Raw genomic sequence first — 24,361 nt, forward strand, 5'->3', positions numbered from 1 at the left:
GGTGAGCTCAGTGCTGCCAGGCGCGCAGCAGGTGATCGGTGGTGGTGACCGTGGCCAGCAGCGACAGGGTGTTGTCAATGACCGCGTCGGCATAGTCCGTCGGGATTCCGGCCACGGCGTCGCGTGGTAGCACGACCCGGTATCCGGCGTTGACCGCATCCATCACCAGGTTGGTGATCGCGACGTTCACCGAGACACCAACGGCCACAATTGTGCTCACGCCGAGGTTTCGCAGGATGGCATTGAGGTCGGTGCCGCCCATGGGACCCAGCCCGTGCCAGCGGGACAACACCAGATCCTCTGGCTCCGGGCCTAACTCGGGTAGCAGTGCGGCGCCCGGGCTGCCGGGTGTGATGCCCACGTCGCTGCGGCCGATCGCGAAGATCTTGGCGTTGTGGTTGGAGCCGAGCCCGTCGGGTCGACGTTGCACCAGGCAGTGCACCACGTGGACCGAGGCGGCGCGGGCCGCGGGCAGCAACCGGGCGATGTTGGGCAACGCTTCCCGGCGGGCCTCGTCGGCCAGGGCGGCCAGACCGGCGTCGGGGCCGACGACCGCACCCTGGCATTCCTGCGTCACGATGGCCGTGTGCCCGGGGGCGACGAGGTCTTCGAAATCGGGTTTCATGCGTGGACGACGGTGGCGTCGGCAGGAACCTCGTAGAATTGGGTGGCCCATTTGCGCATGGCCATATACGGTTTGGCGTCGATCTTGGCCAGCGGGGGGTGCTCGACGTACTTCTGGTAGCGCCAGATGTCGCAGTCCTCCCACACCGTCTTGAGGAACTGTTTCTCGACCTGCTTGCGCACCTGCTCGGGCGGGATGTCGGAGGTCTCACCGGGCAGTTTGGGCCACCAGATCGAATAGAACATGTCCGACACCTCGTCGTCGACCGGGGTGCAGGCGAAGATCAACCGGTGATTCGAGGATCCCTCGAAAGCACTCATGGCAAAGCCCAGCCCGGAGAAGTGGCTGTGGATGCGCAACGCCATCTTGTCCGGATCGTCACTGCGGGCATCGGGCCATCCGGTCAAAAACCGCCACTCCTCCTCGACGTGCTCCCAGTGCAGGCACACCGGCGTCACCGTCGCGCCGTGCACATAGCGGAAATGTGAACTGTCCGGACCATTTTCGGCCACGATCTGTGGGTGCACCGGAATCGCGTCGGCCCGGCTGGAGAACTCCGGATACGGCCGGTAATACGCATTCGGATCGGTCTCGAATTGCGGGAACTTGTGGAAGATGTCGGGCAGTTCCCACTGCGGCGGCTTGCCCTCGGGCTGATACCACATGAAGATGCAGCCGTACTGCTCCTTGACCGGATAGGAGCGCAACCGCAGACCGCGATTGGGCCGATCCGGCTGATACGGAATGTAAGTGTTGTTGCCCTCCGGTCCCCAGCGCCAGCCGTGAAACGGGCACTCGATGCAGTCACCGACCACCTTGCCGCCGTGGCCGATGTGGGCACCCAGGTGTTTGCAGTGGGCTTCCAGCAGGTGAAGTTCGCCGGCCTCGTCGCGGTAGGCCGCCAGGTCCTCGCCGAAGTACTTCAGCGCCTTGACGTCGCCGACCTCGTACTCGGCCGACCAACCGATCATGAACCAGCCAGTGACCTTCCAGGTGAACGGCACTTTCACGGCCTGACGCCTCCCTTTTTGCAGCTCTCGCCATCGTTACGGAATACATTACAGTAGCTGTTTCTGGAGAGGAAGCGGGAATCGATGGCGGATCGTCGGGAACGCCGGAAGGTGAGCGAGGGCCGGCCATCAACTGAGGGCCTTACCGTATAGTGCGCCGCAGTCGATCAGGAGGTGACCCGTTGTCCGACGACATCGAGGCGATCAAGCAGCTCAAGGCCCGCTACTGCCGATTCCTCGACACCAAGGACATCGATGCCTGGCGGGCGCTATTCGCCGAGGACGTGGTGGTCACGCTCGACATGGCAGTGTCGACCGGTGGTGCCGATCCACAGACCGCCCCGCCACTACACGGCTTCGATGCGTTCTTCCCGGTGGTCTGGGGTGGGGTGGAACATGCGTCGACCGTGCACCATTGCCACACCCCGGAGATCGCATTGACCTCGGACACCACCGCGACGGGTATCTGGGCGATGGAGGACATGTTGTTCTTCGCCGACGGCAATGAACTCCACGGCGCCGGGCACTACCACGAGACCTACGAAAAGCGCGATGGCACTTGGCAGATCACCAGTCTGCACCTGACCCGGACCTTGCTGAAATTCAAGACGGCTTGACCTCTTGGTTCGAGACATCCCCGGCGCCGAGGTTCATCACTGCACCGAACGCCTTGATGTAGTCGAGCGCTGCCTGCGGGCTGCTGCCGTCGACATGCACGACCGCCCAAGTGGCACCGTGGCCGGCGAGTTCGTCCAACGTCTGCCGAGCGTGGCGCAGCGACGCGTCGTCGTCCAGGTCGACGGCTGGGCAGACCACCTGGATGTCGACGGAGTGCGGATCGCGGCCGGCGTCGGCGAGCCGTTTGTGAAGGTGGCGGACCGCGGAGCCGAACTGGTCGACATCCTCGATGGCCGTGGTGCGCATCGTTGCCGCCATGCCCTTGGCTGCGATGATCGGCATCCATCCGTCACCGTGCTCGACCACCCGCCGGATCGCCGCCTTGCCGTTACCGCCGATCCAGATCGGCGGATGCGGCCGCTGCGTGGGTCGTTGCAGCCAGAGCTCTCCGACGGCGGCGAAATCAGCGCCTCCGACGGGTGTTTCGGGATCGGTCCAGATGGCGCGTAACGCGGCCAGCGCCTCGTCGAGCAACTCGGCGCGTCGGTCCAGGCTCACGCCGACCGCCGCGAACTCGGATCGCAGATAGCCGGCCCCGACACCGGCGATCAACCGACCGCCGGAGACGAGGTCCAAGCTGCCCAGCGCCTTGGCCGACAGGTACGGGTTGCGGAAGGCCAGGACGTACAGATTTGTCATCAACCGTAGCCGGGTCGTCGCGGCGGCCATGAAGCTCAGTGCGGCGATCGGGTCGAGTGTGTTGTGGCCACCGTTGTTGCGCCACTTGACCGACGGGGCGGGATGCTCGCTCAGCGCCACCGCCGAGAAACCCGCGGCTTCGGCGCCGGTGGCGACGGCACGGATCACCTCCGGCTGCAGGAAATCATCAGGTGCAGTGGGTAGTTCGCTGGGATACTCCAGGGTGTATTTCATCGATCTCCCGGTTTCGACACCATACTGAAAGCATTACCGTAACATCCATAGCTGATCGTCAGACGGGATGGAGTTGCGATGGATCGCCGGCGAAAAGTGCTCGTCATGGGTGCCAGCGGGAACGTGGGAGCCTGCGTGACCCGCCAACTCGTCGAGCGTGGCGACGATGTGCGGGTGCTGCTGCGGCGCAGCAGTTCGACGAAAGGCATCGACGGCCTCGAGCTGGAACGCTGTTACGGGGATATCTTCGACACCGACGCGGTGGCGGCAGCCATGGCGGACCGGGACGTGGTCTTCTACTGCGTCGTCGACACCCGGGCCCACCTGGCCGACCCGGCGCCGCTGTTCTCGACCAACGTCGAGGGCCTGCGTAACGTCCTCGATGTCGCGGTGGACGCGGACCTGCAGCGCTTCGTGTTTCTCAGCACCATCGGAACCATCGCGATCAGTGACGACGGCGCCATCGTCGACGAGGACACCCCGTTCAACTGGGCCGGTAAAGGCGGGCCCTACATCGAATCTCGCCGTCAAGCCGAAGACCTGGTGCTGTCCTGTGCCCGGGAGCGCGGGCTGCCGGCCGTGGCGATGTGTGTGTCCAATCCCTATGGTCCGCCGGACTGGCAGCCGAGGCAGGGCGCGCTGGTGGCCATGGCCGCATTCGGCAAGATGCCGGTGTACCTGCGGGGTGTCGGCTCCGAGGTGGTCGGAATCGACGATGCTGCTGCGGCTCTTGTGCTGGCTGCCGAGCACGGTCGCATCGGTGAGCGTTACATCGTCTCCGAGGGCTACATGACCCAACAGGAGATGTTCACCACTGCGGCGCGGGCCGTGGGCGCACGGCCGCCGAAGTTCGGCCTCCCGATCACGCCGATGTATGCCGTGGGCTGGTTGGCCGGCATGTCGAATCGATTGTTCGGCACCGACTTTCCGATGAATCTCACGGCCGTACGGCTCATGTGGCTGACATCGCCGGCCGACCACGGCAAGGCGACTCGCGACCTGGGCTGGAAGCCGGAACCGACCGCAGAGTTCATCGCCCGAGCGGCCGAGTTCTATGTCGACCGCAAGAGCCGCAATGAGAAGGTCATCGATCTATGAGCGTCCAGGACTCGGACTTCGCCTTTGATGTTGTCGTCGTCGGTGCCGGGTTCTCCGGCCTGTACGCACTACACCGGTTACGGGAACTCGGCCTGCGGGTGCGGGTGCTGGAAAAGGCCGACGCTGTCGGTGGCACTTGGCTGGTCAACCGGTACCCGGGCGCGCGATGCGACATCGAGAGCATCGAATACTCCTACAGCTTCAGCGACGAGATCCAGCAGGAGTGGGTCTGGACCGAGACGATGCCGGCCCAACCCGAGATCGAGGCCTACCTGAACTTCGTCGCCGATCGCCTCGACCTGCGCCGCGACATCGCCCTCAACACCGAGGTCGTCGCGATGTCCTTCGACGACGACGGCGCGCAGTGGGCGGTCACGACCGCTGACGGCCACACGCTGCACGCCCCGTTCGTGGTGGCTGCCACCGGAATCCTGTCGGTGCCATTGGAACCCGATATTCCCGGAATGGACCGGTTCACCGGGACCTCGCTGTACACCAGCCGCTGGCCTCGCGACGGTGTCGACCTGGAAGGCAAGCGAGTCGGGGTGATCGGCACCGGCTCTACCGGTGTACAGCTGATCCCCGTCGTCGCTCGCGAAGCTGCGGAGTTGACGGTCTTCCAACGCTCGCCGGCGTTTACTCTGCCCTGGCAGGTGCGTCCGTTCGAGCCCGGTGAACTCGACGCGCTCAAGGCTGATTACGCACAGATCCGTGCCGCGCAGCGTGAGCATCCGGTGGGGGCGGCACGGCTCAGCGCCTTCTCGGTGCTGCTGGACATGCTGGTGCGTCCGCCCGTGAAATCCGCCTCCCCCGAGGAGAAACAGCGCGCAGTGTCCGAACACGGCGTGATGGGTGCGCTCAACTGGGGCGATGTGTTCTTTGACATCGACGCCAACCGAATGGCGACGGAGCTGTACGGGCAGGCGGTGGCCCGCATTGTCGAGAACCCCGAGACGGCGGCATCGCTGACCCCAAGCCATCCGTTCGCCTGCAAGCGGCCCATCATCGACCAGGGTTACTACGAGACATACAACCGCGACAACGTCACGCTGGTCGATCTGCGCAAGGGCGGCGTCCGCGAGGTGACCGCCACCGGAATCGATACCGAGCAAGGCGATTTCGACCTCGACGTAATCGTGTACGCCACCGGGTTCGACGCCATGACCGGAGCGCTGAGCCGGATCGACGTGCGTGGGCGTGACGGCTTGGTGCTGGGGGAGTACTGGTCCAAGGAGGGCGCACTGTCCTACCTGGGGCTGGCCGTCGCCGGATTCCCCAACCTGTTCACCATTCAAGGACCGGGAAGCCCTTCCGCAGCAACTAATTTTGTCGCGGCCCTGGAACAGCACGTGGAGTGGATCGCGGACTGTATAGCTTATCTGCGGGCCGGCGGTCACCGCAGCATCGAGGCCACGCCGCAGGCGCAAGCCGATTGGGTCGAGCACACCACGGCGCTGGTTGCCCCCACCGTGCTGGTGCATCCCAGCTGCAACTCCTGGTACAACGGCGGCAATGTGCCCGGCAAGAAGCGAATGTACCTGGGCTACACCGCGGGCATCCCCGAGTACCGTCGCCGCTGTGACGAGATTGCCGCCGACGGCTACACAGGCTTCGTCGTTGCCTAGGGCCGCCAGGATCGCCTGGGAACTCGGCGGTGTGCTGCCCCGCTCGGTCAGCGCCCTGGCCGGTGCCGGGGACTGGCAGGCGTTGTCGCTGACCGGTCTGCGTCAGCTCGGTGAGGTGACCCTCGATGAGTTGGTGGTCACCGGCATGACCTTGACCGGTCCGCCGCCGCAGTTACCGCGACCGCTGGATGACTATCGGCGGGCCGCCGACGAACTGGCCGCGCTGGGCATCGAGGGAGCCCACGTGCATCCGGACGCCTTGGACGTCAAACACATTCGACCGCGCCGCTTCGGTGCCCTGACGTTTGACGAGCTGGTCTTCGATCACGCTCCCACGCTGCCGGACTCGGTGCTGGCCGATGGACACGGGGGAGTGGCGACCGCCAGGGTGCGGCTCTATCGCTGCGGCGGAGCCAACCGACCCTGGGTGATCTGGGTGCACGGTGCCGGGCAGGGCGATTCGATGGATCTGCTTGTGGCCCGGGTGCGGCGGTTGAATGCACTCGGATTCAATGTGGCGCTACCGGTGCAACCCGGGCACGGGCCACGCCGGCAGTCGTGGCCGGAATATCCCGCCCGCGATCCACTGGCCAACGTGGCCGGCATGATGCGGGCGGTCTCGGAGGTGCGGGCACTGGTCGGCTGGCTCGAACCGCAGGCGTCATCGATCACGATCGCCGGGCTGTCGCTGGGTAGTGCTGTGGCCGCGCTGGTTTCACACCTGGACTCCCGCGTCGACGCGGTCGCGGTCTACACGCCGATCCTCGGGCTCAACACCATGATCGGGTTGCACCTGGGTCGCTGGGGTGCCGCCGGGCGAGAGGCCGGCACGCTGCTGCAGTCCGACGTCGTGGCGGCACTGACCTCGGTGGTCGACCCGCTGGACACCGTGCCCCGCACTGGTCACCGTCTGATCGTCGGCGCCTGGCATGACCGGATGGCTATGCGGGCCTCAGCTGTTGCCCTGCACGAACGGTGGGGCGGCGAATTGCACTGGCACGATGGCAGTCACGTCGGGCACCTGTTCTCGGGTGCAGTACAAACTGCGACCGAGCGATTTCTAACGACCGTAGCTTGATGTGATGCGAGCTCGTACGCAGTTGATCTCGTGGTCGAGGTCGTGGTCCTCGGGCAGAACCACCCATTGGAAGGCGATCCCGAAGATCGATCCGGTGATGTCCCGCAATGCCATGTCGACGTCGATATCAGGCCGCAGCGATCCGTCGGCGATCCCCGCACGCAGACCGGCCTCGATCTTTACGGCAGCCCCGGCCAACTGATTGCGCACACCCTCGCGCAGCGGTGACGTGGTCTTCACCGCCTCGAATGCCGAGACGAACATCGCGCGCGTCACCGAGGCATCCTCGGCGTAGATCTCCTGCACCCGGTCGAAATGAGCCAAAACCTGTTGTAGGCCCGTGGCTCCGGGCTCTGGATCGGGGTTCAGCCGCGCCACATATACCTCTTGGAAGGCGTCGAGGATGGCGTCCTTGCTGCCATAGCGGGCGTGCACCATGGCCCGGCTGTAGCCGGCCCGCCGGCCGATCTCGGCGGCAGTCGTTGCTTCCCAGCCTTTTTCGACGATCAGCTCAGCGGCAGCCTGCAGTAGCCGCCGCGCGGACTGCTCGACGCGCTCCGGTTGGGTGAGGCGCTGGGCTGGGGAAGGCACCCTTGCATATTAGATGGTCGACAACTAACTTAGTTGTTCTGCGTCAAATTTCTGTGCGGAGGTCAACGATGACATCAGTCGCAGCACCTGTTTCCGAGCCGGTGCCTACCGGTATCGACGAGGTCACCGCGCCCTGGTTGACCGAGGCGCTGGGAGTGCACGTATCGGCGGTGCGGGCCGAGCGGATCGCCTTGGACACCGGCTTTTCTGCCGCGCTATATCGGATCCACCTGACCGGAACCGGTGAGGTGCCAAAGACTTTGATCGTCAAATTGCCGGCCGACTCGTTGGCGCGGGGCGGGATGGAGATGCTCGGCGGTTACCGGCGCGAGTTGCACTTCTACCGGTACGTCGCACCGGACGCGCCGCTGGCCACGCCGCGTTGCTACGTCGCCAGGATGTCCGGCCCCGACTTCGTGCTCGTGCTCGAAGATCTGCGGGATTGGGAGAACGCCGACCATCTGGTCGGGCTGTCGCTACCGCAAGCCCGGCTCTGTATACAACAGTTGGCCGGCCTCCACGCGTGGTCATCGGGTGTCGACGGTGCTGTGTTGCAGGAGTTCCCGAGCATCGACAGCCCGTTGACCCGCGATCTGTTCCTGCCCGCCTTCGCGCCCGGATGGCAGCTCTACCGGGACCATACCCGCCAGCCGATACCGAAGGCGATTGCCGCCTTCGCCGAGCGGTTCACCGAACTCGCACCTGCCGCACTCGCCGTACTCGGTGGCCAGAATACGTTGCTGCACGGAGATATCCGCGCCGACAACATGTTCTTCTGCGATGATGCGCTCAAGGTGGTGGACTTCCAGTTGACGGTGCGCGGGGCGGGTGCGGCGGATATCGCATACCTGGTCAGTCAGGGTCTCCCCACTGCCGTCCGCCGCGGCCATGACGAGGAGTTGCTCCGGGAGTATGTCAGCCGGGTCGACGGCTACTCGTTCGACGAGGCCTGGCGCCATTACCGGTTTGCGGCCGCGCTGCTGATGTACATGCCGGTGGTCGCTCTGCTCACCTGGGACACTGCACCGGAACGATCCCGCCAACTATGTTTGACGCTGATCGACCGGGCCGTCGCGGCCATCGAGGACATCGACGCCTTGGAGGTGTTTTCGTGACCGTTCGTACCGCTCGCGAAGTCGTCGAGCTCTACAACCTGGTGGTGTGGAACAAGCGGGACTTCGTCCTCGCTGAAGAACTGATGGGCGCTAACGTGATTCGGCACGATGTGGGGGAGGCTCAGACGCTCACCCATCGGCAGGCGGTACAGCGCATCATCGACCACTGGGCGATGTTCGAAACCGTGCGTTTCGACCTGAATCTCGTGGTCGCCGGCGATGACGGGGAACACGTCGCGATCGTGTACGAGTCGCCGATGTCGTTTCCTGATGGCAACGCAATGACGATCAGCAGCATGGAGATCTTCCGGGTGGTCGACGGTCGTATCACCGAAGTGTGGAACTGTGGCTATAAGCAAGGAGTTTGGGCGTGACCGACGAGCGTTTGAGCGAGGAGCCGAAATGACCGAACCGGTACTCGATGAACTGGGCTATTACCTTCTGGCCGGCGCCGGGGGAGAAGGTCCGGCCACGCTGATGGACGAGGCCCGCCGCGGTGAGGAACTCGGCTTCGGCACCGCGTTCATCTCCGAGCGGTGGAACGTCAAGGAAGCCTCGTCACTCGTCGGCGCCGCCTGCGCGGTGACCGAACGAATGCAGATCGCGACGGCAGCAACGAATCACAACACGCGGCATCCGCTGATCACCGGATCGTGGGCCACCACCATGCACCGGCTGTCACGGGGACGATTCACGCTCGGCATCGGACGAGGCGTCGCCGCGATGTACAACGCGTTCGGCGTCCCGGCGGTGACCACCGCGCAGATGGAGGACTTCGCACAGGTGATGCGCAAGCTGTGGCACGGCGAGGTGATCTTCAACCACGACGGGCCGATCGGCAAATATCAGGTGCTGTTCTTGGACCCGGACTTCAACGAGGACATCCGCCTGGCGATCGTGGCCTTCGGTCCCCAGACGCTGGCTCTCGGTGGCCGGGAGTTCGACGACGTCATCCTGCACACCTACTTCACCCCCGAGACGTTGCAGCGCGCCGTCAAAACCGTCAAGGACGCCGCCGAAAAAGCCGGACGGGATCCCGACAGCGTGCGGGTGTGGTCCTGCTTCGCCACGGTGGGTGACCACCTGCCGGAAGAACTGCGGCTCAAGAAGACCGTGGCCCGGCTCGCCACGTATCTGCAGGGCTACGGCGACCTCATGGTGAGCACCAACAACTGGGATCCCGCGGTACTGCAACGGTTCCGGGAGGATCCCGTCGTCACCTCGATTCCGGGTGGCATCGACCACAAGGCCAGCCCGGAACAGATCGAGCACATCGCCACCCTGATTCCCGACGAGTGGCTGGAGCCCTCGGCCACCGGATCGGCACGTCAATGCGTGGACCGTATCCGCAAGGAGTTCGACTACGGTGCCGACGCCGTGATCATGCACGGTGCGACGCCCGATGAACTGGAACCGATCGTCACCGAATATCGGGCCACCCGGACATAACCCGCGAGCAGACGCAAAACTGCCCATTTCCCGCGAAAAAAGGGCAGTTTTGCGTCTGTTCGGCGAAGAGAGTCAGGGCATGATCAGGGAGCGCGACACCGGCTCGGCCACCTCTTGGCGGCTGAAGATGCCGTGCTGAAGGGTGACCAGCAGCGCGTTGCGGGTCTCCTCGGGAGAGATGAGTTCGTCGAACCCGAGGTGACCCGCCGACCGGAACGACGCCTCCAGCTCCATGCGCTTGAGCACTTCGGTGTAATCCTCGCCGGCGTGGGTGGCGGCGCTGAGTGCAGCCGCGCCCATGGCGCCCATCGTCGCCCCCGGGTAGGCGAACGTCGCGACCTGGTCGTCGAACCCGAGCAGGGACATCACCATCGACCCGAACCCGAACGCCTTGCGCAGCGTCACGTGCAGCTTGAGCGTGGTGGCCGCCGTCTGGGCAGCGAACATCCTTGCCCCACTGCGCAACACACCGGAACGTTCCGACTGACTTCCCGGCAGCATGCCCGGATTGTCGGCCAGGAAGATGAGCGGCAGGTGGAACGAGTCGGCCACTGAGATGAAGTGTGCGGCCTTGTCCGCGGCATCGGCATCGATCGAGCCGGCCATCACCTGCGGCTGATTGGCCACGACCGCGACCGGATAGCCACCGAGATGGGCCAGGGCACAAATGATGGCGCGACCGAACTTGGGCTGCACCTCGAACCAGTCGGGCCGGTCGAAGATCTCGTCGAGTACCGCGCGCATGTCGTAGATCTGACGGTTGTCGCGGGACACGATGTCGAGAATTTCAGGGGTGAGCCTGGGATCGGCTGTGTCGTCGGCAAGCCGGGTCGGGGGATACGACCAGGCGCTCGACGGGAAGTAGGAAAGGTAGCGCCGGATGTCGTCGATCACGGTCTCGTCGTCCTCGGCGTAGTTGTGAATCACACCGCTGGTCAGCGCCACGTCGGGGCCGCCCAGATCCTCTTTCGAGATGTCCTCTCCGGTCGACTCTTTCACGACCGGTGGCCCGGCAGTGAAGATGGCGCCCTGACGACTCATGATCGTGAAGTCACACACCGGCGCCACCAGGGCGCCGTGGCCGGCGGACGGGCCGAGGATGGCCGAGATCGTCGGTACCTTCCCTGAGCATTTCGCCTGTGCGATCAGGTCGGTCGGCGTGCGACCGTAATGTTCTCCACTCGGGCGGAAACCCGCGCCCTCCAACAACATCACCAACGGAATCTTGTTGCGCAGCGCCAATTCGGCGAGCCGGTAGCGCTTGGCGTTGCCGCCGGGGCCGATGCTGCCGGCCAGGGTGGTGAAATCCTCGGCGCCCACCATCACCGGGGTGCCGTCGATGCGGCCGGCGCCGGCGACGAGACCGTCGGCGGCGATGTCCCCGCCGACCAGGGTGCCGAATTCTTGGAAGGTGTCCGGGTCGAGCAGTCGCGCGATCCGGGCCCGGGCATCGAGCTTGCCCTTCCCGTGGTGCCTGGCCACCCGTTCCTGCCCACCCATCCCATAGGTGTGCGCACGTCGCCGGGCAAGGTCCTCGAGGGTTTCCTTCCACTCCGGATCGTTCGTCATCGCTGTCCTCACTCGTCGTGCAGTGCTGTGGTGGCTCAGCCTACCGCCGTTGACCATACTGAATTGCTTACTGTAGCGTCGATCGGGTGGTCGGATGGCACATGATCGAACCAACTGGCAAAGGTATGCCGCACCGATGAGCGACTCGGCGGCACGCGCTGTGAAGATCGACCGTGGTATCCCCAGCCGACTTGCCGAGGTTCCGGAACTCGCCCGTGCGTTGGAGGCGCAGGATTACGACGGTTGCTGGACCGGCGAAATCAACCACGACCCCTTCCTGCCGTTGACGCTGGCGGCCGAGCACACCCAGCGGATGCAGATCGGCACCAGCATCGCAGTGGCCTTCGCCCGTAGTCCGATGACGATGGCGCAACTGGGTTGGGATCTGCAGACGTACTCCGGCGGGCGCTTCATCCTCGGATTGGGCACCCAGATCCAACCGCACATCGAGAAGCGGTTCAGCATGCCGTGGAGCCACCCGGCCCGTCGTATGCGCGAATACGTCGAAGCGCTGCAGGCGATTTGGAGCTGTTGGCGCGACGGCGCCAAGCTTCGGTTCGAAGGCGAGTTCTACACCCACAAGATCATGACGCCGATGTTCACCCCGGAGCCGTCGTCGCTCCCGTTCCCCAAGATCTTTCTGGCCGCGGTCGGCGAGCTGATGACCGAGGTGTGCGGTGAGGTGGCCGACGGACTGCTGGCCCATGCATTCACCACCCGCCGCTATCTGGACGAGGTGACCACCGTCGCGTTGCAGCGCGGGATGGACCGAAGCGGACGCGACCGATGTGACTTCGAGTTGTCCTGTCCGGTGTTCCTGGTGACCGGAGCCGACGAGCAGGAGATGGCCGCGGCATCCGTGGCCACCCGCAAACAGCTTGCCTTCTATGGGTCCACACCCGCTTACCGCAAAGTCCTCGACCTACACGGCTGGGGTGATCTGCACACCGAACTGCATCGGTTGTCGCTGGCCGGTGAGTGGGATGCGATGGGCCAACTCATCGACGATGAGGTGCTGAGCACTTTCGCGGTGGTGGCCCCGATCCCCGAATTGGCCGCGGCGTTGCGGCGTCGTTGCGACGGCGTCATCGACCGCGTGCTGCCAGGTTTTCCTGCCGCCGTATCTGCAGAAACCGTGAATGCGGTGCTGCAGGAGTTTCGTGAATGCCCGCCAGTAAGGAGCAACGTATGACCGTCCGCACCATCGACGATGCCGCCAAGATGTTCGCCACCCCATCGGCCTACGCCGATGAGACGGCATTCCATGCGGCCTTGACCCATCTGCGGGCCAACGCCCCGGTGTCGTGGGTAGAGGTGCCCGACTACAAGCCGTTCTGGGCGATCACCAAATACGCCGACATCATGGCGATCGAGCGGGCCAACGACGTGTTCACCAATTCGCCCCGCCCGGTGCTGATGACGTCGGAGAATGATGACAACCAAGCAGCGGTCGGGGTGCGCACCCTGATCCACATGGATGATCCCGAACACCGCGTCATGCGGGCCATCGGGGCGGACTGGTTCCGTCCGAAGGCCATGCGCGCGTTGAAGGTTCGCGTCGACGAGCTGGCCAAGATCCATGTGGAAAAGATGGTTGCCGCCGGCGGCGAGTGCGATTTCGTCCACGAGGTGGCGGTCAATTACCCGCTGTACGTGATCATGTCGCTGCTCGGTGTTCCCGAAGCGGACTTTCCGCTGATGCTCAAGCTCACCCAGGAACTGTTCGGCAGTGACGATGACGAATATCAGCGCGACTCCGGGGACACCATGTCTGCGCTGCTGGAGATGTTCCAGTACTTCACCGCGCTGACCGCGTCGCGGCGGGAGAACCCCACCGATGACCTGGCGTCGGCGATCGCCAACGCCCGCATCGACGGTGAGCCGCTCAATGACATCGAGACGGTGTCCTACTACGCGATCGTGGCGGCCGCCGGTCACGACACCACCAGTGCCACCATCTCCGGTGGCATGCAGGCCCTCATCGAGAACCCTGATCAGCTTGCACGTTTGCGGGCCGAACCGGGGTTGATGGCGACCGCGACCGAGGAGATGATCCGCTGGGTGACCCCGGTGAAGGGGTTCATGCGGACCGCGGCGGTCGACACCACCGTGCGCGACACTCCGATCGCCGCCGGAGAGTCGGTGCTATTGGCGTACCCGTCGGGCAACCGGGACGAAGACGTGTTCACCGATCCATTCCGCTTCGACGTCGGCCGCGACCCCAACAAGCATGTGGCCTTCGGTTACGGCGTGCATTTCTGTCTGGGCGCTGCACTGGCCCGCATGGAGATCAACAGCTTCTTCAGTGAGCTTGTCCCGCGCCTCGATTCCATCGAGCTGACCGGCGCACCCGAACACACCGCGACCACGTTCGTCGGCGGGCTCAAGCACCTCCCGGTGCGCTACTCGCTCAAATAGCACCGCGAACAGACGTAAACCCGTACCTTTTCGGGCGAGAAGGTACGGGTTTATGTCTGTTCGGCAGAAATGGCGACTACTCGGAACCCGAGTTGCCGCGGGCCGCCGCATGCAGCGCATCCCCGCGGGTGCCCTGCTCGTGGTGGCTCAGCGCCTGGATCGACACATCGTGGCCTTCGGCGGCTTTGCGCAACGCGCCGACGGTGGCCTGTTCGCGGGAGATGTGGCTGAACGGATCGAACGAGTACCAGCGCATGGCGTTCTCGTACGTCATCTTGTTGATCTCGTCATCGGGCACGTTGTTCTCGGTCAACACGTCCCACAACTCCTCGGGCGCACCGGGCCACATCGAGTCGCTGTGCGGGTAGTCGGCCTCCCAACAGATGTTGTCGATGCCGATCTTGTTTCGCAGGGCCACGCCGACCGGATCGGAGATGAAGCAGGTCAGGAAATGATCGCGGAATACTTCGCTGGGGAGCTTGCCGCCGAAGTTCTGCTTGGTCCAGGTCGAGTGCATCTCGTAGGTGCGGTCGACGCGCTCCAGAAAGTACGGGATCCAACCCGTGCCACCCTCGGACAGCCCGATCTTGAGGTCCGGGTAATCCTTGATGGGCTTGGACCACAACAGATCCGCGGCCGCCTGCACGATGTTCATCGGCTGCAGGGTGATCATCACGTCCAGCGGTGCGTCGGGGGCGGTGATGGCCAGCTTGCCCGACGAGCCGATGTGCACGTTGAGCACGGTGTCGGTGTCGCACAATGCCTGCCACAACGGTTTCCAGTAATCGTCGTGGAAGCTGGGGTAGCCCATCGCCGCCGGGTTCTCGGTGAACGTCAGCGCGTGCACGCCCTTCTTCGACACGCGGCGAACCTCCTGCGCACACAGCTCGGCGTCCCAGATCACCGGAATGGCCATCGGGATGAACCGGGCCGGGTAGGCGCCGCACCACTCGTCGATGTGCCAGTCGTTGTAGGCCTGCACGAGCGCCAGGGAAAACTCCGGGTCCTCGGTGGCGAACAGCCGGCCGGCGAAGCCGGGGAAGGATGGGAAGCAGATCGAGCCAAGGATACCGCCGGCATTCATGTCCTTGACCCGCTCGTCGACGTTGTAGCAACCCTTGCGGATCTCGTCGAGGCCCTGCGGTTCCAGGCCGTACTCCTCCTTGGGTCGGCCGGCCACGGCATTGAGCGCGACGTTGGGGATGACGATGTCGCGGAACTGCCAGGTGTCGCTGCCGTCGGGGTTGTGTACCAGCCGCGGTGCCTCGTCGGCATATTTCTTCGGAAGGTGGTTCTTGAACATGTCAGGTGGTTCGACGATGTGGTCGTCGACGCTGATCAGGATCATGTCGTCTTTATTCATGAACGCGCTCCATTCACGACTGCCTTACGGTATGGCTCACAGGTTAGCTGCGGCGGTGGTGGTTTGGTCCGGAGTTGGACCCACGTATCCAGGTGGATTCGCCGCATCGACCCACAGATCGATACGGAGGTCGGCGCCGGGTACGCAGTCATAGGCCGAGAGGTCGGTGACGCCCGATTCGAGCAGCACGTCCTCGCACAACAGGCTGCGACCGGTGTAGTCGCGTGACGGCCGGTTGAGCACCGCATAGGCGGCATCGGAGTACACCTCAGGGCGTCGGGAGCGCTTCATCGACTCCTCGCCGCCGCGCAGGTTGCGGATCGCCGCGGTGGCCACCGAGGTGCGCGGCCACAGCGTGTTCGAAGCGATCCCGTACGGTCGAAGTTCCTCGGCGAGTGCCAACGCGCACAAGGACATTCCGAATTTCGCCATCATGTACGCCGTCGGTGTCAGCCATTTCGGCTCGAGTCGGATCGGCGGTGAGAGGGTCAGGATGTGCGGATTCTCGCGGCCCTTCATGTGAGGGATGCAGGCCTGTGACACCGCGTAGGTGCCGCGGACCTGAATCCCGTTCATCAGGTCGAAGCGTTTGAGTGGCACCTCTTCGACGGAGCCCGTGTTGATCGCCGAGGCATTGTTGACGCAGATGTCGATGCCGCCGAACTGGGCGACGGCCTTGGCCACGGCCGCCGCTACGGCGTCCCCGTCGCGGATGTCACCGACGATCGGCAGGGCCTGGCCGCCGGCTTCCTCGATTTCCCTCGCGGCGGTGTAGACGGTGCCGGGAAGTTTGGGATGCGGTTCTGCAGTTTTCGCGATCAGCGCGATGTTGGCGCCGTCGGCGGCCGCGCGCTTGGCGATGGCCAACCCGACGCCACGGCTGGCGCCGGAGATGAACAACGTCTTCCCGGAAAGCGACATACTGAATAGGTTACAGTATGCGCATCCAGGACCTTCGATTCAGCAGCAGCGGGCGCCCGGATTGGCCTCCGTGTTCCGATGCCGCATCTTCCAGTAGTCACGCTCGGTGAGCACCGGTTCCCCCGGGTGGGTGCGTGCGCGATGCGCGACGTACCGCCGATAGTGGTTGTCGCCCATCAAGGTTGACCAGTACCAGCCGATGTGGCGTGCGGCTTGGCGTGTGCTTCGGACAAGTCGTCCCACTGCTTCTGCACCTCCTTCTCGGCCGATGTGGCGATCAGGCCCGACGGGGCGAAGATGCGCGACGGCACCTCCTCGTCGACGGCCAGCAGCCGTCCACTTCCGCGCAACGCCCGCACCGCAACCACGACACCCGCGATGAACACGATGAGCACCAGCACGGCGAACACGATCGACAACGTGCCCTGGATGAACGTGTTGCGGATGACCGCGTCGATCTGATCCGGGTTCTTCGCGGCTCCGAACGACGACTGCCCGGCCTCCCTGGCGGCGACGTACTGCGAATGCTGTTTCCAGTAACCGACTTTTGGATCAGCCGAGAAGATCTTCTGCCACGATGCCGTCATCGTCACCACCAGATCCCACAGCAGCGGAACCCCGGGAATCCAGGCCCATTTCACCAATCCGCGTTTGATCACCACGACGGTGACCACTGTCAGCGCGATGGCGGCCAGCAACTGGTTGGCGATGCCGAACAGCGGGAACAGCGTGTTGATGCCGCCCAGTGGGTCGGTCACGCCCATCAGCAGGATGGAACCCCAGGCGGCGACCACGATGATCGAGCAGGCCCAGGCGCCCACCCGCCAGCTCGGGTTGCGCAGTTTCTTCAGCGGCCCACCGAAATTGCCCAGCCCGTCGGACAGCATGAACCGGGCCACCCGGGTGCCGGCGTCGACCGTGGTGAGGATGAACAACGCCTCGAACATGATCGCGAAGTGATACCAGAACGCCTTGAGGCTCGCTCCGCCGAACACCTGGTGCAGCACCTCGGACATCCCGAACGCCAATGTCGGTGCGCCGCCGGTGCGTGACACGATCGTCTGCTCGCCGACCCCCTCGGCAGCCGCGGTGATCTCCTGGGCGGTCATCGGATCACCGGACAGGCCAAGACCGTTGACGTAATCGGCGGCGGTCTGCGCCGTGGTGCCGGTGGCGGCCGTGGGCGCATTGATCGCAAAGTACAGGTGCTGGTTGAGGATTGCCGCGGTGATCAGGGCCATGATCGCGACGAACGACTCGGTGAGCATGCCGCCGTAGCCGATCAGCCGCATCTGGCTTTCTTTCTCCAACAGCTTGGGTGTGGTGCCCGAGGAGATCAGCGCGTGGAATCCCGACAGCGCGCCGCAGGCGATCGTGATGAACAGGAACGGGAACAACGAGCCGGCGAACACCGGACCGGTGCCGCTACCGGCGAACTGCGAGATCGCCGGGGCCTCCATCACCGGCCGGGCGATCAGGATGCCGACCGCCAGCAGCGCGATGGTGCCGACCTTCATGAACGTCGACAGGTAGTCACGCGGGGCCAGCAGGAACCACACCGGAAGCACCGAGGCGGCCAGGCCGTAGATGATGATGCACCACGACAGGGTCACCTTCGACAACGTGAACCAGTCAGCACCCCAGGACGTTTCGGCCACCCACCCGCCGGAGACGACGGCGAGCAGCAGCAGCGCCACACCGATCAGCGAGACCTCAGACACCCGGCCGGGACGGAAGAAGCGCAGGTACAGGCCCATGAAAATGGCGATGGGGATCGTCATCGCGATCGAGAACACACCCCACGGGCTCTCGGCCAGCGCGTTGACCACCACCAGGGCCAGCACCGCCAGCAGGATCACCATGATCACCAACACCCCGACGATCGCGGCCACGCCGCCGACTGCCCCCAGCTCATCCCGCGCCATCTGGCCCAGCGAGCGCCCGCGTCGGCGCACCGAGATCGACAACACCAGGTAGTCCTGCACGCAGCCGGCCAGCACCGCGCCGACGATGATCCAGATGGTGCCCGGTAGATAGCCCATCTGCATGGCCAGCACCGGACCCACCAGCGGCCCCGCCCCGGCGATCGCGGCGAAGTGGTGACCGAACAGCACCCGCCGGTCGGTCGGCATGTAATCGGTGCCGTTCTCGAAAAGCTCTGCCGGCGTGGCATTGTCGTCACGTGGCTGGACGATCTTCATCTCGATCAGCCGGGCGTAGAACCGGAAGCCGATCACGTAGGTGCAGATCGCGGCGATGACGAACCAGACGGCGTTGACCGTCTCCCCGCGGAAGAAGGCGATCACCGCCCAGGCGATCGCGCCGAGCACCGCGACGACGGCGAAGACTACCTTGTGCTTGGCAGTGATCGGCGACCGGTCGACGACCGCCACGGGCGGAAGATCCTTGTCCGTGCGGATATAGGTGACGTCGCCGTCGTGCTCCTCGATGCGATCCGCCGGTGGGGCATCCGGTGTTGCCACGCTCTCTCCTCGCTCGCCCTGTGTCGTATGCGTCGGTGACGATCTTTTCATCGCGCCAAATGGTGCGGCATCGAATCCCCGATTCGCGTCACTCACGTTCGTGGAACGCGCGCACCGTCTCGACGGTATCGGCCTCGTCGGCCGACTTGTCCTCGCGGTAGCGGATCACCCGAGCGAAGCGCAACGCCATCCCGCCGGGGTAGCGGGTGGACCGCTGGATACCGTCGAAGGCGATCTCGACGACCTGTTCAGGCCGGACCGTCACGACCCAACCGTCGTCGGCGACCTGCAATTCCCGGAAGCGTTCGGTCTGCCAGTCCAGCATCGCGTCGGTCATCCCTTTGAATGTCTTGCCCAACATCACGAACCCGCCGGTGTGGGGATCTCTGGCGCCCAGGTGAATGTTGGACAGCTTGCCGGTCCGCCGGCCTGACCCTCGCTCGACGGCCAAGACCACGAGATCGAGGGTGTGCACCGGCTTGACCTTCAGCCAGCCGGCACCGCGGCGTCCGGCCTCATACGGTGCCGTAGGCGCCTTGGCCATCACGCCTTCGTGGCCGGCGGCCAACGTGCGGTCGAGAAACTCCTGCGCGGCCGCGGGATCGGAGGCGACGATGCGATCGACGCGCTGATCGGCCGGTACGAGCGCATCGAGTTCAGCCAGCCGCTGCTCGGTCGGCAGATCGAGCAGATCCCGGCCGTCGACATGCAACAGATCGAAGATGAACACCGACAACGGCTGCAGGTCCCTCGGCTTCTTACTACCGAACCGGGCGGCGGTCACCTGAAACGGCTGTGGGCGTCCGTTCGGGCGCAGCGCGATCGCCTCGGCGTCGGCGATCAGATCGGTGGCCGGCAACGCCAGCGTGGACTCCACCACCTCGGGCAGCCGGTGGGTCACGTCGTCGAGGCTGCGGGTGTAGATCGACACCTGGGTACCCGCGCGGTGGATCTGCACCCGGGCACCGTCGAGTTTGGCCTCCAGGATCGCTGTGCCACCGAGCCGTTCGAGCGCATCGGCCACGTCGGTGGCGGTCTGGGCAAGCATCGGCCCGACCGGACGTCCGACCTGCAACTGAAATTCGGCCAGCGCCGAACGGCCTCGTATCAGGGCGGCGCCGGCGACTGCGGGTAGATCACCGGCGAGCATGGCGGCCCGGCGGACCTCGGCTGCGGGGATGGCCGACGCGCGCGCCACCGCGTCGGCCATCACCCCGGCCAACGCACCCTGACGTAACTCGCCACCGAGCAGCTTGCGCAGGAAGATCTGCTCGGCCTCGGTGGCCGTGGCGAACAGGTCACGCACCAACTCGGCGCGCAGCGCTTGGGAGCCCTTCCCGGAGACCGCACCGATCCGGGTGAAGCGTCCATCGACGTCGTCCACCGTCAGGCCGGGGTGCTGCGCCGGCGCCGGAAGTGACCGCAAGCCGGCCCACCCCACCCCGATCTGGCGCTGTGGGAGTTCGCCGGACAACCAGGACACCGTCACCGCGACCGAATGTGCGTCACTTTCGGCGGCGACCAGGCCCAGCAGTGAGGCGATGCGGTTGGTCTTGGCCAGACGGGCCGACGTCGTGGCGATGTCGGCGGACGCGGCGGCCACCTCGGCGAGCAACACCTGCCCAGCGTGCCACGCGACACGGACATCCTTCTCGTCATCGCTGACCTCGACGAGCGGCCACTGCGGTACGCAATTTCCGGCGTGTCGACGTACAGACGCGGTCGCTCGCGGTGCAACGGGTGGGCAACGGGACAGAAAAAGGTCAACCCGAAAGGCTTACGGGAAGGGTTGATGGGATAGGTTGCTTTACGATTTCGGTCACTTTTGGAAAGGAAGCTAGATGGAGATCGAAGGCAAGAAGGCTATCGTCGTCGGCGGCGCGTCGGGCTTCGGCCGGGCGACCGCAGAGGCATTGGCCAAGCGCGGCGCCAGCGTGGCAGTGCTGGACCGGCCGCAATCGAAGGGTCAGGAAGTCGCGGACGCCATCGGCGGCTCGTTCTTCCCCGTCGACGTCACCGACTTCGACGGCACGGAAAAGGTCCTGGAAGAAGCCGTCGCCGCACTGGGCGGCCTGCACATCATCGTGACCACCGCCGGGGGCGGCATCGGCGAGCGCACCATCAAGAAGGACGGTCCGCACAGCCTGGACTCGTTCCGTTCCACCATCGACCTCAACTTGATCGGTACGTTCAACATCAGCCGCCTGGCGGCCTGGCACATGAGCAAGAACGAGCCGGTCGATGCCGAGGCCGAGGAGCGCGGCGTCATCATCAACACCGCTTCGATCGCGGCGTTCGAGGGCCAGATCGGCCAGGTGGCCTACACCGCCTCCAAGGCCGCCATCGCCGGGATGTGCCTGACCATGGCCCGCGATCTGGGCAGCCTGGGCATCCGGGTGCTGGCCATTGCGCCGAGCCTGTTCGCCACCGGCCTCACCGAGGGCATCCCCGACGAGTTCGCCGCGGTGCTGACCAAGGATGCCGCGTTCCCCAAGCGCCTGGGCAAGCCCGAGGAGTACGCCAAGCTCGCCGTGGCGATCGCCGAGAACGCGATGCTCAACGGCCAGTGCCTGCGTTTGGACGCCGGTCAGCGCTTCGCCCCCAAGTAGGTGAGTTCCGGCGTGATCGAGGGCGCGTCGAGCGCCCCCGATCACGCCGGAATCGCCGCGCCTCGAGCTCGGTTCATGTCTGTCCCTGTCGATGGCGGTCGCACCGCGACATAGAGACCTTTCATAGGCATGCCGGTGGCCGCCATCGTTGGCTGCATGAATGACTTGCTCCAGATGACGGTTTCACAGCTCAAGGAGCGGTAGCGATGACGCGTCGGTAGCGGGATGTCTGATGCGCCATGCCTTCTCGGCCTTCTGCGCCTGGGCAGCCGACTTTGATCCGACTCGACGTTCAGCACACCTGTTCCTGGTACTTCACCACCGTTTCGTCTTCGAATAGCGGTAGTGCAAAACCGGTGCCGTCCTCAAAACCTACCGACAGCACATAGAGCAGCGCCTCGACTGGCTGTGCCCGGCCGGTAGGCATCATCGCCGGCGGGCTGACACCCAAGAACATCAGGCGTTCTTCGGGATGGTCGTGGCGTCCGATTACATCACCGGGTCGCAAATCGGTGGCGTATGCGTCGAGCATGGTCGAATCTTACTCATCGTGCCGGCAGGTGCAGAATGCCTTACCGAAAGGCGCACAGTATTGGTTGAGGCTACGTAGAGGGGTAGGACTCGGACACGATGTGAGTCAATCGTCGCGAACAGTCAATGCCCTTTCCGGACACGCGTCCGCGCCGGCTAACGCTGCAGCTCGCAAGGATTCGTCGACATGTTCGGGCGGCGGCAGGCAGTACCCCTGCTCGTTGAGCTGGTAGATCTGTGGTGTTACGGCATTGCACAATGCATGTCCGGCGCAGTGTTGCTCATCGAGTTCAATCCTGGCCATCAGTGGTGCTCCATATCAACGGCGCTGACGCGCTTCCCGGGCGTGAACGCGATTGGCAGGCTGCGGGCGGCGTAGACGTTGCCCGCGTTCTCGAAACGGACGATTTCACCGTCCAATTCAAAGTCCGGAAGGCGCTCCAGGACTTCGCACATCATCTCCTGGAACATCATTCGAGCTATGTGTGAACCCATGCAGCGGTGGATGCCCACCCCGAAGGCCATGTGGCGCCGGCTATTCGATCGGGTGAAATCGATGGTGTCGGGATCATCGAAGACCGCGGGGTCCCGATTGGCCGCCGCCCACATGAGCATGGCCCGTTCACCCTCCTTGAGATGTTGGCCGTGAAATTCAGTGTCACTTTTGATGATTCGGCCCAAACCAAGCGTCGGCGTGCAGTGGCGGAGAAACTCCTCGGTCGCCGACATGATCAGCTGAGGGTCGTCGAGCAATTGTGCGCGCAAGTCTGGGCGTTCCATCAGGGCGATGAGGCTATTGCCGGTCAGGCCGCTGGTGGTGTCCATTCCGCCTAGCATCAGCATGAACGTGTACATGGTGATTTGCATGTCGTCGAGGTGCTTGCCGTCGAGTTGTCCGGACAGTATCGCGCTGAACAAGTCGTCGCCCATGACGTTTGCGGCCCGCCGCGCCTGCATTTGAGCACCGATCTCGGTCATGAGGTCGATACCGGCCTGCTGTGCGGCGCCGGTGTCGCTCGCGATGTTGTGTACGAAGGCGTGTACCCAACTGACCCAGGTCAGGTATTTGGACTCATCGAAACCAAGCATGTGCAGAATCAACTTGGCGGGCAACGGGTTTGTCAGTTCGGCGACGATGTCGCAATGCCCGCGCTCGATGAATTCGTCGACCATTTCGTTGGCCACCCGACGAGTCCACGGGCGAAGTCGTTCCGCCGAACCGGGGGAGAAGTAACGCAGGGTGATCTCGCGGAATTGTCCGGTCTGGGGTGGGTCTGACTCGATCGGCGGCATCGGGATGGGTGCCGGCGCAGGTGGTACACCGATCGACGGATGGGAACTAAATGTGTCGTCGTCGCGGGCGGCGTCGAAGACCGACTGGTAATCCAGTAACGACCAGAAGCCGCCGTAGAGGTCCGAACGCTGCAACGGACAGTCCCGGCGCATGCTGGCAAGCACGTCGTGTGGTGCGCGCTGGAAGTCTAGTGAGTGGTGGTCGAAGTCCCGGAACTGATGCCCGCAGGCGGTGTGGCTGTCTATCGACATATGGGTCTCCTCGAAGCGCTTCTGGTTCGTACCGACGAGCAACACTCTCATGCAAACTGTAGTTTTAACTACGAAATGCGAAATTCTGTCGTTATGCTGACTGGGTGTCTCTATCCGCGTTGAGTAACGCCGATGGCCGTCGATCGCCCGCCTGGGGCGCTGATCTCCCTGTGGATGAAGCCGACGCGCGATCCCGCCTGCTCAATGCTGCCGAGCAGTGCTATGCGGAGTTGGGTCCGAGCCGAACGAAGATGGCACACATAGCGACTCGTGCCGGTATTCACCGAACCACGATCTATAGCTACTTCCGAAACCGGGATGAGGTCCTGACCGCGTGCTACCTGCGCGCGGCGTCGATCGTGCTCGACGCCACCGAGGCGTGCTGGACCACTGACCGTCCATTCATCGACCAACTTGTCGACGCCTGCGTCGTGGGAATATCGGTGGCACGTGAGCTGCCGGCTCTGCGCGTGCTGATCGATCGCAACGAATTGCCCTATGCCCAAACGGTGGCTGCGGCTTCAGAATCCTGGCGGAACCGACTCTACGAAGCGTTCGGGCGACGCCTCGCTGCGGCCTCCGCGGCAGGCTTGGTTCGCACCGATGTATCAGCTGAGACGCAGGCGCAGTGGGTGGTTCGTATTTGCATCAGCCTCACTGTGGAGCCCGGCCGGCCCGAGGATGGCGGCGATCGGGGGTTGCTGCAGGCCTTTCTGCCGCGTTGCGTCATGCCGTCATAACGCCGATGGGTCAGTGATGCCTTTCGTGGGTGGCCTGATG

At 64.5% G+C, this 24,361-nt stretch carries 24 protein-coding genes; 11 read left to right on the forward strand and 13 right to left on the reverse strand.

Annotated features, from left to right (window positions below):
- Nucleotides 1–7: 7 nt before the first annotated feature.
- The gene (locus A5740_RS02100) at nucleotides 8–625 is read right to left on the reverse strand and encodes a cysteine hydrolase (RefSeq protein WP_076191060.1); all 618 of its coding nucleotides are present in this window, start codon (nucleotides 623–625) and stop codon (nucleotides 8–10) included.
- A complete protein-coding gene (locus A5740_RS02105) occupies nucleotides 622–1,635 on the reverse strand; it encodes a Rieske 2Fe-2S domain-containing protein (RefSeq protein ID WP_076191061.1) in 1,014 nt (337 codons plus the stop codon). Before A5740_RS02105 ends, A5740_RS02100 begins: the two co-directional genes overlap by 4 nt.
- A 182-nt stretch (nucleotides 1,636–1,817) precedes the next feature.
- Here A5740_RS02105 and A5740_RS02110 point away from each other — a divergent pair, with 182 nt between their 5' ends.
- A complete protein-coding gene (locus tag A5740_RS02110) occupies nucleotides 1,818–2,252 on the forward strand; it encodes a nuclear transport factor 2 family protein (protein ID WP_076191062.1) in 435 nt (144 codons plus the stop codon).
- Here the strand turns inward: A5740_RS02110 and A5740_RS02115 are convergent.
- Entirely contained in the window at nucleotides 2,239–3,186 is a 948-nt protein-coding gene (locus tag A5740_RS02115) for a TIGR03619 family F420-dependent LLM class oxidoreductase (RefSeq protein ID WP_076191064.1), read from the reverse strand. The two genes, A5740_RS02110 and A5740_RS02115, sit on opposite strands and share 14 nt — an antisense overlap.
- Before the next feature lie 78 nt (nucleotides 3,187–3,264).
- On the opposite strand from A5740_RS02115, the gene A5740_RS02120 reads away from it, so the two are divergent.
- From A5740_RS02120 to A5740_RS02130, 3 genes are read left to right on the forward strand one after another with little or no spacing between them, the layout of a single operon-like run.
- Nucleotides 3,265–4,284 (forward strand): NAD-dependent epimerase/dehydratase family protein, encoded by a 1,020-nt coding sequence (locus A5740_RS02120; RefSeq protein ID WP_076191065.1) that lies wholly within the window; start codon nucleotides 3,265–3,267, stop codon nucleotides 4,282–4,284.
- Nucleotides 4,281–5,909, forward strand: coding sequence for an NAD(P)/FAD-dependent oxidoreductase (locus A5740_RS02125; protein ID WP_076191067.1), 1,629 nt, complete (start codon nucleotides 4,281–4,283; stop codon nucleotides 5,907–5,909). The genes A5740_RS02120 and A5740_RS02125 overlap by 4 nt, the downstream gene beginning before the upstream one ends.
- The gene (locus A5740_RS02130; RefSeq protein WP_076191069.1) at nucleotides 5,902–6,987 is read left to right on the forward strand and encodes an alpha/beta hydrolase; all 1,086 of its coding nucleotides are present in this window, start codon (nucleotides 5,902–5,904) and stop codon (nucleotides 6,985–6,987) included. Before A5740_RS02125 ends, A5740_RS02130 begins: the two co-directional genes overlap by 8 nt.
- Here the strand turns inward: A5740_RS02130 and A5740_RS02135 are convergent.
- Nucleotides 6,970–7,578, reverse strand: coding sequence for a TetR/AcrR family transcriptional regulator (locus A5740_RS02135; RefSeq protein WP_076191070.1), 609 nt, complete (start codon nucleotides 7,576–7,578; stop codon nucleotides 6,970–6,972). The genes A5740_RS02130 and A5740_RS02135 overlap by 18 nt on opposite strands.
- 68 nt (nucleotides 7,579–7,646) lie before the next feature.
- Here A5740_RS02135 and A5740_RS02140 point away from each other — a divergent pair, with 68 nt between their 5' ends.
- The 3 genes from A5740_RS02140 to A5740_RS02150 are packed head-to-tail and all read left to right on the forward strand — an operon-like array spanning nucleotide 7,647 to nucleotide 10,142.
- Nucleotides 7,647–8,693 carry a phosphotransferase gene (locus A5740_RS02140; protein WP_076191072.1) on the forward strand — a complete coding sequence of 349 codons (1,047 nt, stop codon included), beginning with the start codon at nucleotides 7,647–7,649 and terminating at the stop codon, nucleotides 8,691–8,693.
- On the forward strand, nucleotides 8,690–9,067 hold the full coding sequence (locus A5740_RS02145; protein WP_076191073.1) for a nuclear transport factor 2 family protein: 378 nt from the start codon (nucleotides 8,690–8,692) through the stop codon (nucleotides 9,065–9,067). Before A5740_RS02140 ends, A5740_RS02145 begins: the two co-directional genes overlap by 4 nt.
- Before the next feature lie 28 nt (nucleotides 9,068–9,095).
- On the forward strand, nucleotides 9,096–10,142 hold the full coding sequence (locus A5740_RS02150; RefSeq protein WP_076191075.1) for a TIGR03857 family LLM class F420-dependent oxidoreductase: 1,047 nt from the start codon (nucleotides 9,096–9,098) through the stop codon (nucleotides 10,140–10,142).
- A gap of 72 nt (nucleotides 10,143–10,214) precedes the next feature.
- Here the strand turns inward: A5740_RS02150 and A5740_RS02155 are convergent, their stop codons facing one another.
- Nucleotides 10,215–11,711 (reverse strand): acyl-CoA carboxylase subunit beta, encoded by a 1,497-nt coding sequence (locus tag A5740_RS02155; RefSeq protein ID WP_076191076.1) that lies wholly within the window; start codon nucleotides 11,709–11,711, stop codon nucleotides 10,215–10,217.
- 136 nt (nucleotides 11,712–11,847) lie between these two features.
- On the opposite strand from A5740_RS02155, the gene A5740_RS02160 reads away from it, so the two are divergent.
- On the forward strand, nucleotides 11,848–12,903 hold the full coding sequence (locus tag A5740_RS02160; protein ID WP_076191078.1) for an LLM class F420-dependent oxidoreductase: 1,056 nt from the start codon (nucleotides 11,848–11,850) through the stop codon (nucleotides 12,901–12,903).
- Nucleotides 12,900–14,129, forward strand: a complete 1,230-nt coding sequence (locus A5740_RS02165; RefSeq protein WP_076191079.1) for a cytochrome P450 — start codon at nucleotides 12,900–12,902, stop codon at nucleotides 14,127–14,129. Before A5740_RS02160 ends, A5740_RS02165 begins: the two co-directional genes overlap by 4 nt.
- Before the next feature lie 76 nt (nucleotides 14,130–14,205).
- Here the strand turns inward: A5740_RS02165 and A5740_RS02170 are convergent, their stop codons facing one another.
- The 5 genes from A5740_RS02170 to A5740_RS02190 all read right to left on the reverse strand — a co-directional run bounded on the left by A5740_RS02170 (nucleotide 14,206) and on the right by A5740_RS02190 (nucleotide 20,514).
- Entirely contained in the window at nucleotides 14,206–15,492 is a 1,287-nt protein-coding gene (locus tag A5740_RS02170; RefSeq protein ID WP_076191081.1) for an amidohydrolase family protein, read from the reverse strand.
- Between the two features lie 36 nt (nucleotides 15,493–15,528).
- Nucleotides 15,529–16,413, reverse strand: a complete 885-nt coding sequence (locus A5740_RS02175; protein WP_076191083.1) for an NAD(P)-dependent oxidoreductase — start codon at nucleotides 16,411–16,413, stop codon at nucleotides 15,529–15,531.
- 39 nt (nucleotides 16,414–16,452) lie between these two features.
- Nucleotides 16,453–16,590, reverse strand: coding sequence for a YbdD/YjiX family protein (locus A5740_RS02180; protein WP_254849047.1), 138 nt, complete (start codon nucleotides 16,588–16,590; stop codon nucleotides 16,453–16,455).
- A complete protein-coding gene (locus A5740_RS02185) occupies nucleotides 16,590–18,896 on the reverse strand; it encodes a carbon starvation CstA family protein (RefSeq protein ID WP_076191087.1) in 2,307 nt (768 codons plus the stop codon). Before A5740_RS02185 ends, A5740_RS02180 begins: the two co-directional genes overlap by 1 nt.
- A gap of 88 nt (nucleotides 18,897–18,984) precedes the next feature.
- Entirely contained in the window at nucleotides 18,985–20,514 is a 1,530-nt protein-coding gene (locus A5740_RS02190; protein WP_076191089.1) for an ATP-dependent DNA ligase, read from the reverse strand.
- A gap of 223 nt (nucleotides 20,515–20,737) precedes the next feature.
- On the opposite strand from A5740_RS02190, the gene A5740_RS02195 reads away from it, so the two are divergent.
- Nucleotides 20,738–21,505 (forward strand): SDR family NAD(P)-dependent oxidoreductase, encoded by a 768-nt coding sequence (locus tag A5740_RS02195; RefSeq protein WP_076191091.1) that lies wholly within the window; start codon nucleotides 20,738–20,740, stop codon nucleotides 21,503–21,505.
- Nucleotides 21,506–21,797: 292 nt separating this feature from the next.
- Here A5740_RS02195 and A5740_RS02200 read toward each other — a convergent pair whose 3' ends face one another.
- From A5740_RS02200 to A5740_RS02210, 3 genes are all read right to left on the reverse strand, one after another.
- Nucleotides 21,798–22,037 carry a hypothetical protein gene (locus A5740_RS02200; RefSeq protein ID WP_076191093.1) on the reverse strand — a complete coding sequence of 80 codons (240 nt, stop codon included), beginning with the start codon at nucleotides 22,035–22,037 and terminating at the stop codon, nucleotides 21,798–21,800.
- Between the two features lie 105 nt (nucleotides 22,038–22,142).
- Nucleotides 22,143–22,340: a ferredoxin gene (locus A5740_RS02205; RefSeq protein ID WP_076191095.1), complete on the reverse strand. Its 198-nt coding sequence runs from the start codon at nucleotides 22,338–22,340 to the stop codon at nucleotides 22,143–22,145.
- Nucleotides 22,340–23,581, reverse strand: coding sequence for a cytochrome P450 (locus A5740_RS02210; protein ID WP_076191235.1), 1,242 nt, complete (start codon nucleotides 23,579–23,581; stop codon nucleotides 22,340–22,342). The genes A5740_RS02205 and A5740_RS02210 overlap by 1 nt, the downstream gene beginning before the upstream one ends.
- A gap of 170 nt (nucleotides 23,582–23,751) precedes the next feature.
- On the opposite strand from A5740_RS02210, the gene A5740_RS02215 reads away from it, so the two are divergent.
- A complete protein-coding gene (locus A5740_RS02215; RefSeq protein ID WP_254849048.1) occupies nucleotides 23,752–24,321 on the forward strand; it encodes a TetR/AcrR family transcriptional regulator in 570 nt (189 codons plus the stop codon).
- Nucleotides 24,322–24,361 lie beyond the last annotated feature (40 nt).

Source organism: Mycobacterium sp. GA-1841, from assembly GCF_001954135.1.
Taxonomy (GTDB): domain Bacteria; phylum Actinomycetota; class Actinomycetes; order Mycobacteriales; family Mycobacteriaceae; genus Mycobacterium.